Source organism: Brevibacillus massiliensis (assembly GCF_000311785.1).
Classification (GTDB): domain Bacteria; phylum Bacillota; class Bacilli; order Brevibacillales; family Brevibacillaceae; genus Brevibacillus_C; species Brevibacillus_C massiliensis.
Map to the genome: position 1 here is coordinate 173,194 of NZ_HE978542.1, position 14,671 is coordinate 187,864.

The following is a 14,671-nucleotide window of genomic DNA, read 5'->3' on the forward strand; positions in this document are numbered from 1 at the left end:
TCAGTTAAGAATTTCTGATCACCATGCCACCCGAAGCTCTCTGGAAGCGGCTGTTAATGCACGCTCCACTTCCGATTTGATCCTCGCAAGCCCCGCTTCTGTCTCCGCTTCCGCCCGCAAGACCAGGATCGGCTGTGTATTGGAACTGCGGACCAGTCCCCACCCATCGGGGAACAGTACGCGCACCCCGTCCACATCGACGATCTCATGGCTGCCTGCAAAATACGCCTTGACCTTGGAGATAATCTCAGCCTTCTCCCGTTCGTCGCAGGACACCCTCGTTTCCGGGGTGGAGAAATAGCGGGGCACGTCGGCAAACAGCGCAGACAATTCTTTTTCTGTCCGGCTCAATATTCGCAGCAGCCGACCGGCCGCGTACAGCGCATCATCAAAGCCGTAGTACTCGTCACGGAAGAACAGATGTCCCGACATTTCTCCTGTAAACGGACAACCCCGACTGCGCATCGTGGCCTTGATGTAGGAGTGTCCCGTCCGGTGAAAAATCGGTCTCCCGCCTAATTTCTCGATTTCCTCGATGAGCGCTTTTGAGCATTTCACCTCTACCAATGCCTCACAGCCCGGATACCGGGGCAGGATTTCCCGCCAGAACAAGATCATTAACTGGTCGCCCCAGCGGATATTCCCTTGTTCGTCGACTACGCCCAATCTGTCGCCGTCTCCGTCAAAAGCGATTCCGATGTCCGCCTGCTCCGCTTTGACTTTCTCGATCAGATCCGCCACATTTTTGGGATCCACCGGATCCGGATGATGATGCGGAAAGCGCGGATCTGACTCACAGTACAGCTCCACTACCTGACAACCCCAAGCCCTCAAGGCCTTGGGAGCAAAGGAGGAGGCCGTGCCGTTTCCGCAATCTACGACCACTTTTAGGTTTCTCGGCCCAAGCTGGATCTTCTCCTTGAGCATCTGCAAATAGGGACGTTCCACGTCTTCGCGACGAACGCTGCTTAGGCTGCCCTGGTGCTGACCGTCGGACCTGTCTTCTTCGTCCATCATGCGGTACATCCTCTCTCGCAGGTCCTGTATCTGTCTTCCGTAGATGGTCGAATAGTCGAGCGCAACCTTGAACCCGTTATCTTCACCGGGGTTATGGCTGGCCGTGATCATCACTCCCGACGGGGTTTGAAAATGCTCCAAGGCGTAATAAAACATCGGGGTTGTCACTTCTCCGATATCAATCACATCGCACCCCGACTGCAGCAGCCCGGAAATGGCGGCCTGATGCAGCTGCGGGGATGACAAGCGATTGTCGTGGCCCACGATCACTGTTCTTGACCCGGCTTCGGCGCTCTTCTCTCCGAAAGCCCTGCCGAGCAGGCGGGAAAACGAGGGAGTGATCTCCTCTCCCGCTCGCCCGCGAATGTCATATTCCCGGAACACGTGAGCCGGAATACTCTTTTCCTTGTTTGCAAGAAGACTCATCTCCATATTCCCCCTTTACTCATCGCGTGACTTTCACGTACATCGCTTCCGTCAACAAAAACGAGATGGTTGATTCCGCCCCTTGATTGCCGTTCACGGAGCGCTCGCATAACGCATCGTAACAGCTGCCTTCCGCTTCGTTTACCATCGGAAGCCCCGCGTCATTTTCCCCGAAAAACCAGGCATGACATCTTTCCACAACCTGCCTGTATTCGGAAGAGCCCAGCACTTCATATGCTTTGGCCGCTGCCAGCGCAAGCTTCATCACGTCGATCGGCTGCTGGTCCCACATCGCCCGGTACTCCGCTGTGCACCATCCATGATTGCCCACAGGCCGGATCTGCTGCCGTTCATTCGTCATCACGCTGATCAAAAAGTCGAGACTCTCCTTGGCGATCGCAAGCAGATCGTCACGCTTCGTCACCTCATAGGCGCAAAACATCCCCCAGGGCATGACCCCGTTGCCATAGGCGATGATCGGTTCAAACCAGTACCAGCCTGGCCGGCTGTGCATTCGGTACATATCCGCCATGTTCTGTGCCAATCTATTCACCACAGGCCCCAGATCCTCGCCAATTTGATGGCGGATCAGCAGGCTGCCAGCTGCCAGCGCGTACGCAAAGCCGCGGGGGTAGCGCAGCCGGCTGAGCTGTGGAAGCAATTTGTCGAGCATGCTTTTCACCGCAAGTTGGCGATCCGGATGCGGCAACTTCACCAGGCTGAGGGCACATGCCCAAAAACAGCGGCCCAAACAGTCGTCAGAAGCGATTTCCTGCTCTTTGCTCCGGTCATAGGCGATATTATTGTGAAAATGCCCCTCGTCCGTCTGTACCCAAAGCAAAAACGCCAAATACGTATCGATCAGTGGAAGCAGCTGCTTTGCTTCCTCCTTGTCGACCAGGTCCAACCATTCGATGCACGCCCACAAAGCCCTTGCCTGATCGTCTGTGCTGTACCCTTCTTTGCGGCGCGGGATCGATCCCACGCTGTGTTCCAAGATCCCCGTATCGTCGGTCATGCGCAGCAAATGGTGAAAGCTAACGGAGGACGATCGCATTGTCCTTTACCTCTGCAAACAGCGTAGCGTGCTGCCTGCCTACTTTTTGCCAGTGCAGTTCCCGGCCCAACTCCTCCATCCGTCCTTCCCATTTCGACAGTTCCTGTTCGTTGGCCAGCAAAGAGACAATCTTTTCGGCCCAAGCTTCATCATCACTGTAGCGAATCAGCAGTTCCGGATAACGGGAGAACAGATCTTGTGCATAGGAGTACGGAGTAGTCAGGACAGGACGACCCAGCCCTACGGCGTAAGCGAGCGTACCGCTTGTGATTTGCTGCATGCCCGGATACGGTGTAATGTACAGGTCACAGGCGGTGATGTGTTTGACAAGATTCCTTTCATCCATGTACTCATCAATCATCACGACGTGATCATCCAAATGGTTGGCGTTGATTTGAGCCAATAATTCTTCGCGGTATTTCTCTCCCTCCCATTTCCTGACTTCCGGATGGGTTTGTCCGACAATCGCGTACAGCACGTCAGGCACCCGTTTTACGATGTCGGGAAGTGTTTTGATAATCAGCTCAATCCCCTTGCCCCGATTTAACAAGCCAAACGTCATCATCACTTTCCGGCTGCTCCACCCGAGCTCTTGTCGATACTGTTCTCTTTCCGCGTGCTGCGGCACGGGCGCGCCATGCGGGATAAAACAGATTTTTTCCACCGGAATTCCGAACGACTGGTGCAAAAAAGGAATTGCCTTCCGATTCATAACGATTATTTTTGTGCTTTTTTCGGCAATCTCCCGCTGAATCGAAGCGTACGGCGGCTGCGGATCTTCAAAGACGGTATGGAACGTCGTCACCAGAGGCTTTCTCAGATTCCTGACAAACTCCAGAATATACGCCCCGGCTTCTCCTCCAAATATCCCGAATTCGTGCTGCAGCGATACCACGTCCACCTCGGAGCGATTCAGCCTTCTCGCCATTTTGGCATACTCTTCCTTGCTGTTGCGTGCAAGCGGCAAAAGCGAGGGATCCGGGCTGCCCACATCCTCTTCACCGCTCGAGATGACAACCACTTTGTCTGTGCCGCTCCATTGATTCTCCTGGCTTAGTGCCTGCCGCAGATGAAACGTATAGGTGGCCAGGCCGCATTTCTTTGGGACATACGTACTTACATAAGCAACCCGTGTCAAGCCTGCATCACATCCGTTCGATTCACGACAGCCTCATGCAGAATCTGCTTGGAGCCGAGTTCCAAATCGTAGCCGAAAATGCAGTTTTTTAATTGCGTGGCGTCGTTCACCATGCAGCGGTTCCACATGATCGTCTCCGAGCAGCGGACACTGCTGCCGATCTTGCAGTCGTCTCCAATGACAGCGAACGGCCCGATGACAGAACGGTCTCCGATCTGTACGCCGTCGCCAATCAACACGGGAGGCACGAACAAAACCCCTTTGCCAATGCGGCAGCGTTCCCCCATCCAGATCCCTGATCCGGTTTCTCTTCCCGGGATCCCGAGCCGCAGGTGCCGGTTCAAAATATCCCAGTGAATCTTTCGGTATCTGTCTTTGGTTCCCATATCAGCCCAGTAACCGCTGATCACCTGTCCGTATATCCCCACTTCCTGCTCGATCAACAGCGGAAAAGTCTCCCGTTCAATCGATACCTCCCGATGATCGGGGATATAGCGCAAAACTTCTTTTTCCATCACGTAGATGCCCGCGTTGATCCTGCGCGAAGGCGCTTCTTCCAAACGGGGTTTTTCTACAAAACAAAGGATGCGGCCGCTCATATCCTGATTCACCACACCGTATTGAGTGGGATCCTCCACCTCTGTCAGGCCGATGGTCACCCCCCCGCCATGCTGCAAATGGAATTCGACCAGCTTCGGAAGGTCGATTTCATGTATGATATCGGCATTCACCACAATAAACCTGTCATCGAGAAGCGCTTCGGCGTTTTTAATCGCCCCTGCAGTCCCCCGGGGCGTATCCTCCACGGCGTATTCGATATGGACTCCCCATTTTCGTCCATCGCCAAAATAATGTCGAATCAGTTCGGAATAGTGCTTTACGGCAATCACGAAACGATCCATTCCCTGCCGTTTCATGTGAATGATGAGATGTTCCAGCCAAGGCCGGTTGGCCACAAGAGCCATTGGTTTCGGAAGATTCTCCGTCAAAGGCCGCAATCTTGTACCTAATCCTCCAGCTAGCAACAGGGCATTCATAATTCTCCTTCTCCTCCCTTAATGCAAAATTGAATGAAAAAAAGAAGCACTGTTCCAACTTAAGACTCTCATCCAAAGTAAGTTCAATCCTTCTGTTTCATAAAATTTTCATTTTCAGGAAATAGAAAGTGAAATTAGGAATGAACCTGCCCATCACTCTCCTTCAGCCTATGTATTAGCACTCAAATATGATTGCTGCTAAAAAATACTATAAATAAAATTGTCCCAACAATCAAGTAATAAACTGTAAACAATATAAACAAAGCCAGCATTGCACGGCGAACCCCGGCCGGCGATGGCTGGCTTCATCAGTTATTTGACAGCTGACGGCACTTTTTCGGCAAACAGCGGCCCTCCGGTATCCGCATCCACAAAGACTACAGTGGCGTACGGCACAAGTTCGGCTCTGCCGACCAGATAGGGGTAGCTGATCACCTGCGGGTACATCATGCCCGGCTGCGGTTTGGTCAGCCTGACGTAGACGAACAACTGCTCCCAGCTTTGGTCCTGCCTGACAATCTCCAGTCCGTACCCAGGGTGGGGAACCTCCCCGCGGGCGATTACATAGAGCCCTCCCTTTTTATGAACGCCCTTCTCCCGTTTCACCTGTTCCACGAAAGCCCGTTCTTCATCCGTGAGGGATTCGGGGGAAACGGTGAAAAAACCCTTCGACTGTGCTGGTGCGGCGATGGATATCGCAGCATTCGCGGCGTCCCATTTTACCTGATAGGCGAGCCGCTCCAGCGTCCAGCGCAGCGGCAGGTACACCAGCCCGTCCTTGGTCACGGCCCCCTGGTCAATCGGGGTCCAGTCGGAGCCGGTTCGCACCTGGCCCTCGTCCGGTTTAAACTGGATCGTCTGTCCGCCTCCCGCTGTCAGGCGAAGAATCCCCTGCTCTGTGGCAGTACTGCCATTCACCAAAACAGCCAGATCATCGGCGGCGATCATGGTCCGATCTTGCAGCATGGCAAGCTCATGTTTCACTGCGAACGGCTGGTTGTCTACCCGGATGGTCACATTGGCTGCCTGTACGGCAGCGGCAGAAGCTGTCATCAAGCCAAGCCCGAGGATGAGCGCCATGAACGATCGTCTCTTCATTTCGTCTGCCCCTTTCGCAGGTTTCGTCTGTTATCCCTATAGACTCTTCCCCTGCGAAAAATGTTTCATCCATCCGGCTTATTGATAGAGATGGCAGGCGGCAAAATGCTGCGGCGCCACCTCCAGCCAGTCCGGTTTCCGTTCGGAGCAGACCGGTTTGGCGACCGGACACCGCGTCCGAAATACACAGCCGCTTGGCGGAATGACCGGGCTTGGCACATCGCCCTGGATGATGATCCGCTCACGCTCCCGTTCAAGATCAGGGTCGGGAACCGGAATGGCCGACAGCAGCGCCTGGGTATACGGGTGCTTGGGGTCTTGATAGAGCCGCTCACTGGTGGTCAGCTCTACCAGATTGCCCAGATACATCACGCCGATCCGGTCGCTGATGTGTTTCACCATGGCCAAGTCGTGGGCAATGAACAAGTAGGTCAGGTTCTGTTCCCGCTGAAGTTGTTTCATCAGATTTACGACCTGTGCCTGAACCGATACGTCGAGCGCCGAGATCGGTTCGTCGGCGATGATAAATTCGGGCTCGACGGCCAGAGCGCGGGCGATCCCGATCCGCTGCCGCTGGCCGCCGCTAAATTCGTGGGGAAAGCGGTTGGCGTGCTCCTTGCGCAATCCGACCAGCTCCAGCATGTCGTAGACCCGCTGCAGCCGCTGCCTGCCCTTGTACATGTCGTTCAGATACAGCCCTTCGGCGATGATGTCGGCCACGGTCATCCGCGGGTTTAACGAGGCATACGGGTCCTGGAAGATCATCTGCATCCTTCGCATCAAGGACTTGCCTTCCCTTGATTTGTCCGTATGCACATTGTGGCCGTCGTAGAGCACTTCGCCCGAGGTTGGCTGATAAAGGCCGATAATCGTGCGTCCCGTCGTAGATTTGCCGCAGCCCGATTCCCCGACAAGCCCGAATGTCTCCCCCTGGTAAATGTCAAAGGAGATGTCATTCGCTGCCCGCAAAAGAAGCCCTTTGCCGATCGTAAAGTGTTTGTGCAGCCGTTTTACCTCTACCAGCTTTTTTCTTTCCACGGGCAAATACCCCCAAACGTCAATTCATGTCGGCCCACTTCAGATCCATGTAGCCGAGCGGATGTCTGACCACGCCTGTCACATTGTCCTGCTGCAGGTACGCTTTCGTATAGAAGTACAGCGGCATGAACGGCGATTCATCCAGCAGGATCTTTTCCGCCTCGTGCATCATCTGGAAGCGCTTTGCGACATCCGGTTCGTTGTAAGCATCTTTGATCAGCTTGTCGTACTGTGCGTTGCTCCAGCCAGTGCGGTTCATCCCGTTGCCGGTCTGGTAGCCGTCGAGCGCGTTGATCGGATCGCCGAAGTCAGGCAGGAACGAGGAGCGGGACATCATCAATTTGCCTGCCTTCTGATCAGCCTGCAGCACTTTCCATTCCATGTTGTGCAGCTTTACTTCAACGCCCAGGTTTTCCTTGATCATTTCCTGCAGCGCCTGTGCCACCCGTTGGTGGCTGGTGCCGTCGTTGTAGGTGATCGTCACCTCGGGCAAAGTGGTCCAGCCTTCTTCACTCATGCCTTTTTCCAGCAGTTTTTTCGCTTCCGCCGGGTCAAACTTGATCAGATCGCCGCCAACGGTGCGGAAGTCGCCGCCGGCTGGGTCGGCATAACCGTATGAGACAAACCCGTAAGCCGGCTTTTCATGTGTCTTCGTCACGTAATCGACCAGCTTTTGCCGGTCAATCGCCATGTTGAATGCCTTGCGGATGTTGGCGTTGGTAAACGGCTTCATGTTGACGTTGTAGCGGTAGTAGTAAATGCCGCCGCGGTCTTCCACCTTTATCTTCCCTTCGGCAAACAACTGTTCGCTCACGTCGGCGGGAACTTCGGATGTCGCGCTCAATTCGCCGTTTTGGTACATCTGGTACTCCGTGTTGGCGTCTTTCACCATTTTCCAGACGATACCGTCCAGCTTCACGTTGGCGGCATCCCAGTAGTTCTCGTTTTTCTCCATTTTCAGCTCGCTGTCGTGGGCCCAGGAAGTGATTTTAAACGGACCGTTGGACAGGATCGTAGCGGCTTCTCCCGCCCAATTGGGGTTGCTCTCCACAGTGGCTTTGTGCACCGGGAAAAACGCCGGATTGGCTGCCATCTGGATCAGCCAGGAGGCGGGCTGTTTCAGCTGTACAACGAGTGTTTTGTCGTCTTTGGCCGTCACCTTGACGTCTTCGATTTTGCCCTTTCCGGAGTTGAACTCTTCGGCGCCTTCGATGACGTACGCCAATGAAGCGGCGGGCGAGGAGACGGCCGGGTCGACCAGGCGCTTCCAGGCGTACTCAAAATCATGGGCCGTTACCGGATCGCCGTTGGACCACTTGGCATCGTCGCGAATGTTGAACGTGTAAGTCTTCTGGTCATCGGAAATGGTCCAATCCTTGGCCATGCCCGGGATGGGATTGTGATCCTGCCCGAGGCGGGTCAGGCCTTCCATCGAGTTGGTCAGAATGTTGTAGGAGTAGTCGTCAAAACCGATCGGCGGATCAAGCGAAGTAGGTTCATCCCCGTTGTTATAGACAAAAATCTTGGGGCCCTTCTGCTCTTCCTTCGGCTGTTCCGCCGCCGGCTGCCCCGTTCCCTGGTCTTGCGGCTGCGGTTGGCTGGAGGACGTACAGCCCGCCAGCATCATGGAAACAGCCAAAGCACTGCTAAACAAGACAGACGCCATCTTTTTCATGAATATTCCCCCTTGAATGATGGTAGTAAATACTCAGACTTCCCTTTCCCTCACCACCCTCTTTCACGAACATCTCAGCCCTATAATCCGGTGGCCGCCCTGAGCGTGTACTTGACTGTCTTGGCTCGCGGATCTTGCAGCCAGCAGGCCACCGTGTGCTGATCGTCAAACGCACTTGCCGCAGGCTGATGATGGCGGCAAACCTCCAGCGCCCAGTCGCAGCGGGCGACGAAAGCACACCCCGCAGGCGGTGAAAACAGGTCGGGCGGCGTCCCCGGGATCGGCGTAAGCGGCATGTTGCGGTCGCTGTCCAGCCTGGGCATCGAGGCGAGCAGCCCCTTCGTGTAAGGATGCTGCGGATTGTAGAAAATCTCGCGAACCGGTGCGGATTCCACCACTTTGCCGGCGTACATCACGCTTACCCGGTCGGCGATTTTGGCGACGACGCCGAGATCGTGCGTGATGATGATGATCGACACGCCCGTCTTTTTTTGAATCTGTTTGAACAGGTCGACGATTTGCGCCTGTATCGTCACATCCAGCGCAGTCGTCGGCTCGTCGGCAATCAGAATTGCCGGCTTGCAGACCAGGGCAATCGCAATCATGATGCGCTGCCTCATCCCGCCGCTGAATTGGTGCAGGTACTGCTTCAACCGGCTCTCCGGATTGGCGATCCCCACGAGGGTGAGGATCTCGATCGCCTGCTCCCGCGCCTCTCTGCGGGATATTCCCTGATGTCGGATGATGCCTTCCATGATCTGCTCGCCGATCGTGATCGTCGGATTGAGTGCGGTCATGGCGTCCTGAAAGATCATCGAAATCTCTTTTCCCCTGATCTTGCGCATCTCCTGTTCGGTGAGAGTGGTCAGCTCCCGTCCCTTCAACCGGATGCTTCCCGATTTGATCTTGCCGATGTGTTCGGGGACGAGCCGCATGATGCTCTTCGCCGTCACGCTCTTGCCGCAGCCAGACTCGCCGACGATCGCCAGCGTCTCCCCCTCGCTCAAGGCGAGGCTCACCCCCCGTACCGCCTTCACTTCGCCGCCGTGAGTCTGGAAGGTCACGTGCAGATCTTCTACCTCCAGCAGTTTCCCCATTCTTCTCTACCTCCTTTGCTTCGGATCAAATGCGTCTTGGAGTCCGTCACCTAGCACGTTGAAGGCAAGCATCGTGATCGAGATAAAGAAAGCCGGGAAAAACAGCCGCCACCAGTGTCCGGAGAGGATCGTCGGCAGCCCGTCGTTGGCCATGACTCCCCAACTGGCCAGCGGCGCCTGAACGCCGAGACCCAGAAAGCTCAAGAAGGCCTCGGCAAAAATAGCCGTAGGTACGGTAAACGTAATCTGCACGATGATGATGCTGAGCGTGTTGGGCAGCAGATGGCGCCTGATAATGTACCCCGCCTTCGCTCCCATGATCCGCGCCGCCAGGACGTACTCGGAGTTCTTCAACTGCAGCACCTGACCGCGCACGATTCGCGCCATGCCGAGCCAGCCTGTCGCGCTGAGCGCCACGATGATCGTCAAGAGCCCCGGGCCCATCACCACCATCAACAGGATGACGACCAGCAAGTACGGAACCCCGTAGAGGATGTCGACAATCCGCATCATGATATTGTCAGCCCGGCCGCCGAGGTAGCCGGAGAAACCGCCGTAGACGACGCCGATCCCGAAGTCGATCAACGCCGCTGTCACGCCGATAAAGAGCGAGATGCGGGCGCCAAACCAGATCCGCGAAAACACGTCCCGGCCCAGTTCGTCGGTTCCGAACCAATGCTCCCCCGAGGGTGGCTGATTGCCGTTGATGAGCGACTGATCAGAATAGCTGTAGGGCGAGATGACGGAGCCGAGGATCGCCATGATCATCATCAGGAGAATGATGAACAGTCCCGCCATCGCCAGCTTGTTTTTGCGCAGCCGTATCCAGGCTTCCTGCCAAAAGGAGAGCCTTGGCCTGACGATCTCTTCGCTGTTTAGATTTTCTTTTTTCATCGGGATAAACAGTTCGTTCGGCACACTGCTCATGCGGCTATCCCTCCTTGGCGTGGAACTTGATTCGCGGATCGATGATTCCGTAGACGATATCGACCAGGAACATCATAAAAATTAAAAGTGCGCTGTAAAAGACGGTGGTTCCCATAATTACGGCGTAGTCGCGGTTGTTGATGCTGTCCACGAAGTACTTGCCCATGCCGGGGATGGCGAAGATTTTTTCGATGACGAAGCTGCCGGTGAGCACGTTGGCCACCATCGCCCCCAAGAGCGTGACCACGGGCAGTATCGCGTTCCGAAGCGCGTGCTTGATGACGATGGCCGCGGGAGACAGCCCCTTTGCCCGCGCTGTTTCGATGTAGTCCTGATTCAGCACCTCCAGCATGTTGGAACGGGTCATCCGGGTGATGATCGCCAGCGGTCCGGCACCCAGTGCCGCTGCAGGCAGAATCACGTGTTTCCACGTGCCCCACGTCGCCGTAGGCAAAAGTCCCCACTTCACCGCAAAGTACTTGATCAACAGCGTCGCAACGACAAAATTGGGCACGGCGATGCCGATCACGGCAAACACGGTCGCCGCGTAATCAATCAGCCTGTTGTGGCGCAGCGCCGCCACGACGCCAAGGGCGATGCCGCCGACAATCGCGAAGATCAGGGAGACGATGCCCAGCTGGAAAGAGACGGGAAAGCCGCGCGCCAATATGCTGTTGACCGTGTCTTGCGGCCGCTTGATCGACGGCCCCAGGTCAAATTCAGCCAGAGATTTCAAGTAATTGCCATACTGCACGAGCAGCGGCTTATCCAGATTGTAGTGGGCCATCAGATTCTTCTGGACGGTTTCATTCATACCCTGTCCATCGCGGTCAAACGGCGAACCCGGGACGTAGTGCATCAGAAAGAACGTAACGGTAATAATGAGCCAAAGAGTAACGATCATTGCAACAAAACGGCGCAGAATAAACGACAACACATGACTCACCCCTTTATGATTGCGGCTTGGCGCATATTTTTCTGCGCAACTCTTTGCAATTGCCAGAACAAAATGATAAAAAAATAACCCAGAAAATGACACCAAGTTGCAATGATATCATTTGCTGGGTTTTATTTACGTGTATGTCTTCCATACGAATAAATAAAGCAGCTATTTTGCAGTCGAAGCGAGAAACTCCTTTCTCGTCTTCAGAGCAAGCTTATATTTTTTTTGTGCGTCCTTTAAGGCGACGATCAGCGCCTTCTGAGACGAGCCGAAGTAGCGCATGCGTATCAGTGTTTCCAATTCTTCCGTCGCCAAAATGGAGCGCCCGACAAAGATCGACTTGACGAAATCGGAAGTAAGCTGGATTGTCGCGGAACAGCCGGCGTCGACGATCTTGTCATTGGTTGGGTCGACGACCAAAGCGACAAAGAAGGCGGCAAACTGCTGTGTAATCGGATTGTTGCTCGGAGACTGTGCGTCGCCGATAATGTAAATCGTGTCCTGATCGTACAAAACGGGTAACCTCTCCCTGCCAAAGTATCATACGAAGCGGCAATCCGGTCTGTTTCGCGAGTGAGCCGCAAAACTCCCGAATCCCAGTATAACACTATACATATTACGTATGCCTATTTTAGCAGAATGATATTTATTTTGTAAATAATCCAAACGAAGAATGCCGCATTTATTTTTCCTGCAGAACGGAAAATTGCTCTTCTTCTGTGGAACCCGTGAGCGCGGTCGTCGAGGAAGTGCCTCCGGATATCACCTGTGCCACTTCGTCAAAGTAGCCTGTTCCCACTTCGCGTTGATGGCGGGTGGCTGTATAGCCGTAGGCTTCGCTGGCGAATTCCGCCTGCTGCAGTTCGGAGTAGGCGGCCATCCCGCGGTCCTTGTAGCCGTGCGCCAGCGTAAACATGCTGTGATTCAGCGCGTGGAACCCTGCCAGGGTGACGAACTGGAATTTGTAGCCCATCTTCCCCAGCTCCCGCTGGAAGTTGGCGATCGTCTGTTCATCCAACTTTTTCTTCCAGTTAAAGGAAGGCGAGCAGTTGTATGCGAGCAGCTTCCCTGGATGCTTTTGATGGATGGCTTCGGCAAAGCGACGGGCTTCCTCGAGGTTGGGCTCAGCGGTTTCACACCAGATGAGATCGGCATACGGCGCGTAGGCAAGCCCCCTGGCGATAGCCGCGTCAAGGCCGCCGCGCATCCGGTAAAAGCCTTCTACTGTCCGCTCGCCCGTCAGGAATTCGCGATCCCGCTCGTCGATGTCGCTGGTGATCAGATGCGCGCCATTGGCGTCTGTACGGGCAATCAGCACGGTCGGAACGCCCATCACGTCAGCAGCCAGCCGTGCCGCGACCAGATTGCGCACTGCCGACTGTGTGGGGATGAGCACCTTCCCGCCCATGTGGCCGCATTTTTTCTCCGAAGCCAACTGGTCTTCAAAGTGAACGCCGGCAGCCCCGGCTTCGATCATCGCCTTCATCAGCTCGAACACGTTGAGCGGTCCGCCAAACCCGGCTTCGGCATCGGCGACGATCGGGGCAAACCAGTTGATCTCCCCCTCTCCCTCCGCGTGCTGGATCTGATCGGCGCGCTGCAGTGCTTGATTGATCCGCTTCACGACATTTGGCACGCTATTGACCGGGTACAAGCTTTGGTCGGGGTACATCTGACCGGACAGGTTGGCGTCCGCCGCTACCTGCCAGCCGCTCAGATAGATCGCCTTGAGACCCGCTTTCACCTGCTGCACCGCCTGGTTGCCAGTCAAGGCGCCCAGTGCGCCTACATACGGTTCCTCATGGAGCAAATCCCACAGCCGCCGGGCCCCCATATCCGCGAGCGTATGCTCGATTTTCACGGAACCGCGCAGCCGCAGCACGTCTGCTGCCGAATACGGCCGCTCCACTCCCCGCCAGCGCTCCTCTTGCCAGCTTTGCTCCAACACTTGTTCCTCTGCCCTGTTTTTCATCCAGTACCAGTCCTCTCCATTTTAAATGATGAGATATGTTCATACCCCCGGAAGGGTAAGAAACCCGGAGAACAAACCTTCGTCAGGGTATCCTGATATAAAACAATAGAAAGTATTTTTATCTATTGTAGTACAGCAGGTGCAAAAAAAATGAAGCCTCCCTGGTTAATCGACTGCGCCTCGCCCTCCGCAAGTGCTGCAGCAGACTTCTCCCCGGCCTGAGCAGCTGCGGCACGCCTGGCCGAATTCGTCGCTGCCCGCTCCCAGACACTCCGGACAGCTGTTTTCCCCGTTTCCTTCACACCGATAGCAATTCATCTTCGTTTCCCTCCAGTCAGATTCTTTTCCAAAATACATGGGTTGATGATCTGTTTTAAAACAACTGTATCAGTTGAATGTTATTATATAACAGAACATTTCGAGTTTTCAATACCCCGATTTTGATTTTTCCGAAAAAAAGAAAAAAAGCTGCCCCCACGTAGGGAAAACAGCTTTTTCAACCGGCAGCTGCCGGGCCCGACATGCGGGCACGCTACGGATGCTGCTGTAGAATATACGACCCCATCATGACCACCGCCGGGATCGTCAGCATCGCAAACAGAGTGGAAAAGACAGTCGTGATCGCACCAAACTCCTCATCCGAGGCATAGCGCGCAAACAGGATGGAAGCCAAGGTAAGCGACGGCATCGCCGACTGCACCAGGACGATTCTGGCGAGATCCGGCTGCAGTTGGACACATGTCAAAAACCCGATGGTGACGAGCGGAACCGGTTCCACTTCGATGTACCAACCTCTCGCCTCTTACAGTATCAATAGGAGTTTGTCGCTTCGTCTACGACATCGGCTGTTGTTCGATTTCAAACCAGACGAGACCTTCCGGCTCCCCTCTGTCACACGTCCGCAGGATATCTCCGCAGACGGGAACGGCTTGTTCCAGCGGGACACGCCAAACGTCGGGGAGCAGCGTCTGCTCGCCTTCCACGGTCAGCGTGCCTCCGGCTGCAGAAGGGGTCAGCGTCTGCAGCACAAAATGCCGCAAAGACGGCTCGTACTCCTTCCACTGCACCAATACGAAGCCGTCGTCCCCTCCGGCTACCACAAGATCGACGTGATCTCCGTAGGCGGCGTGCACCAGTGTATGGGTCGTTCCGTTCAGGGCTGCTATTTCCCGCAGCACCTCATGCCAGGCGACATGGGTCCGCTCTTCCCCTGCCGCATCGGTGTACATGCGCCAATCGTTCAATG

At 55.1% G+C, this 14,671-nt stretch carries 15 protein-coding genes; all 15 read right to left on the bottom strand.

Annotation, left to right across the window (positions count from 1 at the left end; all coding sequences use genetic code 11):
• Window positions 1-18 precede the first annotated feature (18 nt).
• The 15 genes from HGBM_RS16390 to HGBM_RS16460 all read right to left on the bottom strand — a co-directional run bounded on the left by HGBM_RS16390 (window position 19) and on the right by HGBM_RS16460 (window position 14,669).
• Window positions 19-1,443 (bottom strand): phosphomannomutase/phosphoglucomutase, encoded by a 1,425-nt coding sequence (locus HGBM_RS16390; protein WP_019122178.1) that lies wholly within the window; start codon window positions 1,441-1,443, stop codon window positions 19-21.
• Between the two features lie 19 nt (window positions 1,444-1,462).
• The gene (locus HGBM_RS16395) at window positions 1,463-2,500 is read right to left on the bottom strand and encodes a glycoside hydrolase family protein (RefSeq protein WP_019122179.1); all 1,038 of its coding nucleotides are present in this window, start codon (window positions 2,498-2,500) and stop codon (window positions 1,463-1,465) included.
• Window positions 2,481-3,638, bottom strand: coding sequence for a glycosyltransferase family 4 protein (locus tag HGBM_RS16400; protein ID WP_026074474.1), 1,158 nt, complete (start codon window positions 3,636-3,638; stop codon window positions 2,481-2,483). The genes HGBM_RS16395 and HGBM_RS16400 overlap by 20 nt, the downstream gene beginning before the upstream one ends.
• Window positions 3,635-4,675: a nucleotidyltransferase family protein gene (locus tag HGBM_RS16405; protein WP_019122181.1), complete on the bottom strand. Its 1,041-nt coding sequence runs from the start codon at window positions 4,673-4,675 to the stop codon at window positions 3,635-3,637. Before HGBM_RS16405 ends, HGBM_RS16400 begins: the two co-directional genes overlap by 4 nt.
• 312 nt (window positions 4,676-4,987) lie before the next feature.
• The gene (locus HGBM_RS16410; RefSeq protein ID WP_026074475.1) at window positions 4,988-5,773 is read right to left on the bottom strand and encodes a protease complex subunit PrcB family protein; all 786 of its coding nucleotides are present in this window, start codon (window positions 5,771-5,773) and stop codon (window positions 4,988-4,990) included.
• Between the two features lie 78 nt (window positions 5,774-5,851).
• Window positions 5,852-6,811, bottom strand: coding sequence for an ABC transporter ATP-binding protein (locus tag HGBM_RS16415; RefSeq protein ID WP_019122183.1), 960 nt, complete (start codon window positions 6,809-6,811; stop codon window positions 5,852-5,854).
• Window positions 6,812-6,830: 19 nt separating this feature from the next.
• Window positions 6,831-8,486: a peptide ABC transporter substrate-binding protein gene (locus HGBM_RS16420; RefSeq protein ID WP_019122184.1), complete on the bottom strand. Its 1,656-nt coding sequence runs from the start codon at window positions 8,484-8,486 to the stop codon at window positions 6,831-6,833.
• An 80-nt stretch (window positions 8,487-8,566) separates the two neighbouring features.
• Window positions 8,567-9,583 carry an ABC transporter ATP-binding protein gene (locus tag HGBM_RS16425; RefSeq protein ID WP_019122185.1) on the bottom strand — a complete coding sequence of 339 codons (1,017 nt, stop codon included), beginning with the start codon at window positions 9,581-9,583 and terminating at the stop codon, window positions 8,567-8,569.
• 6 nt (window positions 9,584-9,589) lie between these two features.
• On the bottom strand, window positions 9,590-10,477 hold the full coding sequence (locus HGBM_RS16430; RefSeq protein WP_390620991.1) for an ABC transporter permease: 888 nt from the start codon (window positions 10,475-10,477) through the stop codon (window positions 9,590-9,592).
• Between the two features lie 37 nt (window positions 10,478-10,514).
• A complete protein-coding gene (locus tag HGBM_RS16435; protein WP_019122187.1) occupies window positions 10,515-11,447 on the bottom strand; it encodes an ABC transporter permease in 933 nt (310 codons plus the stop codon).
• A 171-nt stretch (window positions 11,448-11,618) separates the two neighbouring features.
• Window positions 11,619-11,966 carry a DUF3870 domain-containing protein gene (locus tag HGBM_RS16440; protein WP_019122188.1) on the bottom strand — a complete coding sequence of 116 codons (348 nt, stop codon included), beginning with the start codon at window positions 11,964-11,966 and terminating at the stop codon, window positions 11,619-11,621.
• A 169-nt stretch (window positions 11,967-12,135) separates the two neighbouring features.
• Window positions 12,136-13,425: an isocitrate lyase gene (gene aceA, locus HGBM_RS16445; protein WP_019122189.1), complete on the bottom strand. Its 1,290-nt coding sequence runs from the start codon at window positions 13,423-13,425 to the stop codon at window positions 12,136-12,138.
• Window positions 13,426-13,590: 165 nt separating this feature from the next.
• Window positions 13,591-13,743 (bottom strand): hypothetical protein, encoded by a 153-nt coding sequence (locus tag HGBM_RS16450; RefSeq protein WP_154653330.1) that lies wholly within the window; start codon window positions 13,741-13,743, stop codon window positions 13,591-13,593.
• Window positions 13,744-13,957: 214 nt separating this feature from the next.
• Complete coding sequence (locus HGBM_RS30985; RefSeq protein WP_019122191.1) at window positions 13,958-14,203, bottom strand: AEC family transporter; 246 nt, start codon at window positions 14,201-14,203, stop codon at window positions 13,958-13,960.
• Between the two features lie 55 nt (window positions 14,204-14,258).
• On the bottom strand, window positions 14,259-14,669 hold the full coding sequence (locus tag HGBM_RS16460; protein ID WP_019122192.1) for a hypothetical protein: 411 nt from the start codon (window positions 14,667-14,669) through the stop codon (window positions 14,259-14,261).
• Window positions 14,670-14,671: the final 2 nt, after the last annotated feature.

Bases quoted from the DNA above. Each gene is read 5' to 3' on its own strand.
- HGBM_RS16430 (WP_390620991.1), bottom strand. From the start codon at position 10,477: ATGAAAAAAGAAAATCTAAACAGCGAAGAGATCGTCAGGCCAAGGCTC.
- HGBM_RS16450 (WP_154653330.1), bottom strand. From the start codon at position 13,743: ATGAATTGCTATCGGTGTGAAGGAAACGGGGAAAACAGCTGTCCGGAG.
- HGBM_RS16420 (WP_019122184.1), bottom strand. From the start codon at position 8,486: ATGAAAAAGATGGCGTCTGTCTTGTTTAGCAGTGCTTTGGCTGTTTCC.
- HGBM_RS16410 (WP_026074475.1), bottom strand. From the start codon at position 5,773: ATGAAGAGACGATCGTTCATGGCGCTCATCCTCGGGCTTGGCTTGATG.
- HGBM_RS16390 (WP_019122178.1), bottom strand. From the start codon at position 1,443: ATGAGTCTTCTTGCAAACAAGGAAAAGAGTATTCCGGCTCACGTGTTC.
- HGBM_RS16425 (WP_019122185.1), bottom strand. From the start codon at position 9,583: ATGGGGAAACTGCTGGAGGTAGAAGATCTGCACGTGACCTTCCAGACT.
- HGBM_RS16405 (WP_019122181.1), bottom strand. From the start codon at position 4,675: ATGAATGCCCTGTTGCTAGCTGGAGGATTAGGTACAAGATTGCGGCCT.
- HGBM_RS16395 (WP_019122179.1), bottom strand. From the start codon at position 2,500: ATGCGATCGTCCTCCGTTAGCTTTCACCATTTGCTGCGCATGACCGAC.
- aceA (WP_019122189.1), bottom strand. From the start codon at position 13,425: ATGAAAAACAGGGCAGAGGAACAAGTGTTGGAGCAAAGCTGGCAAGAG.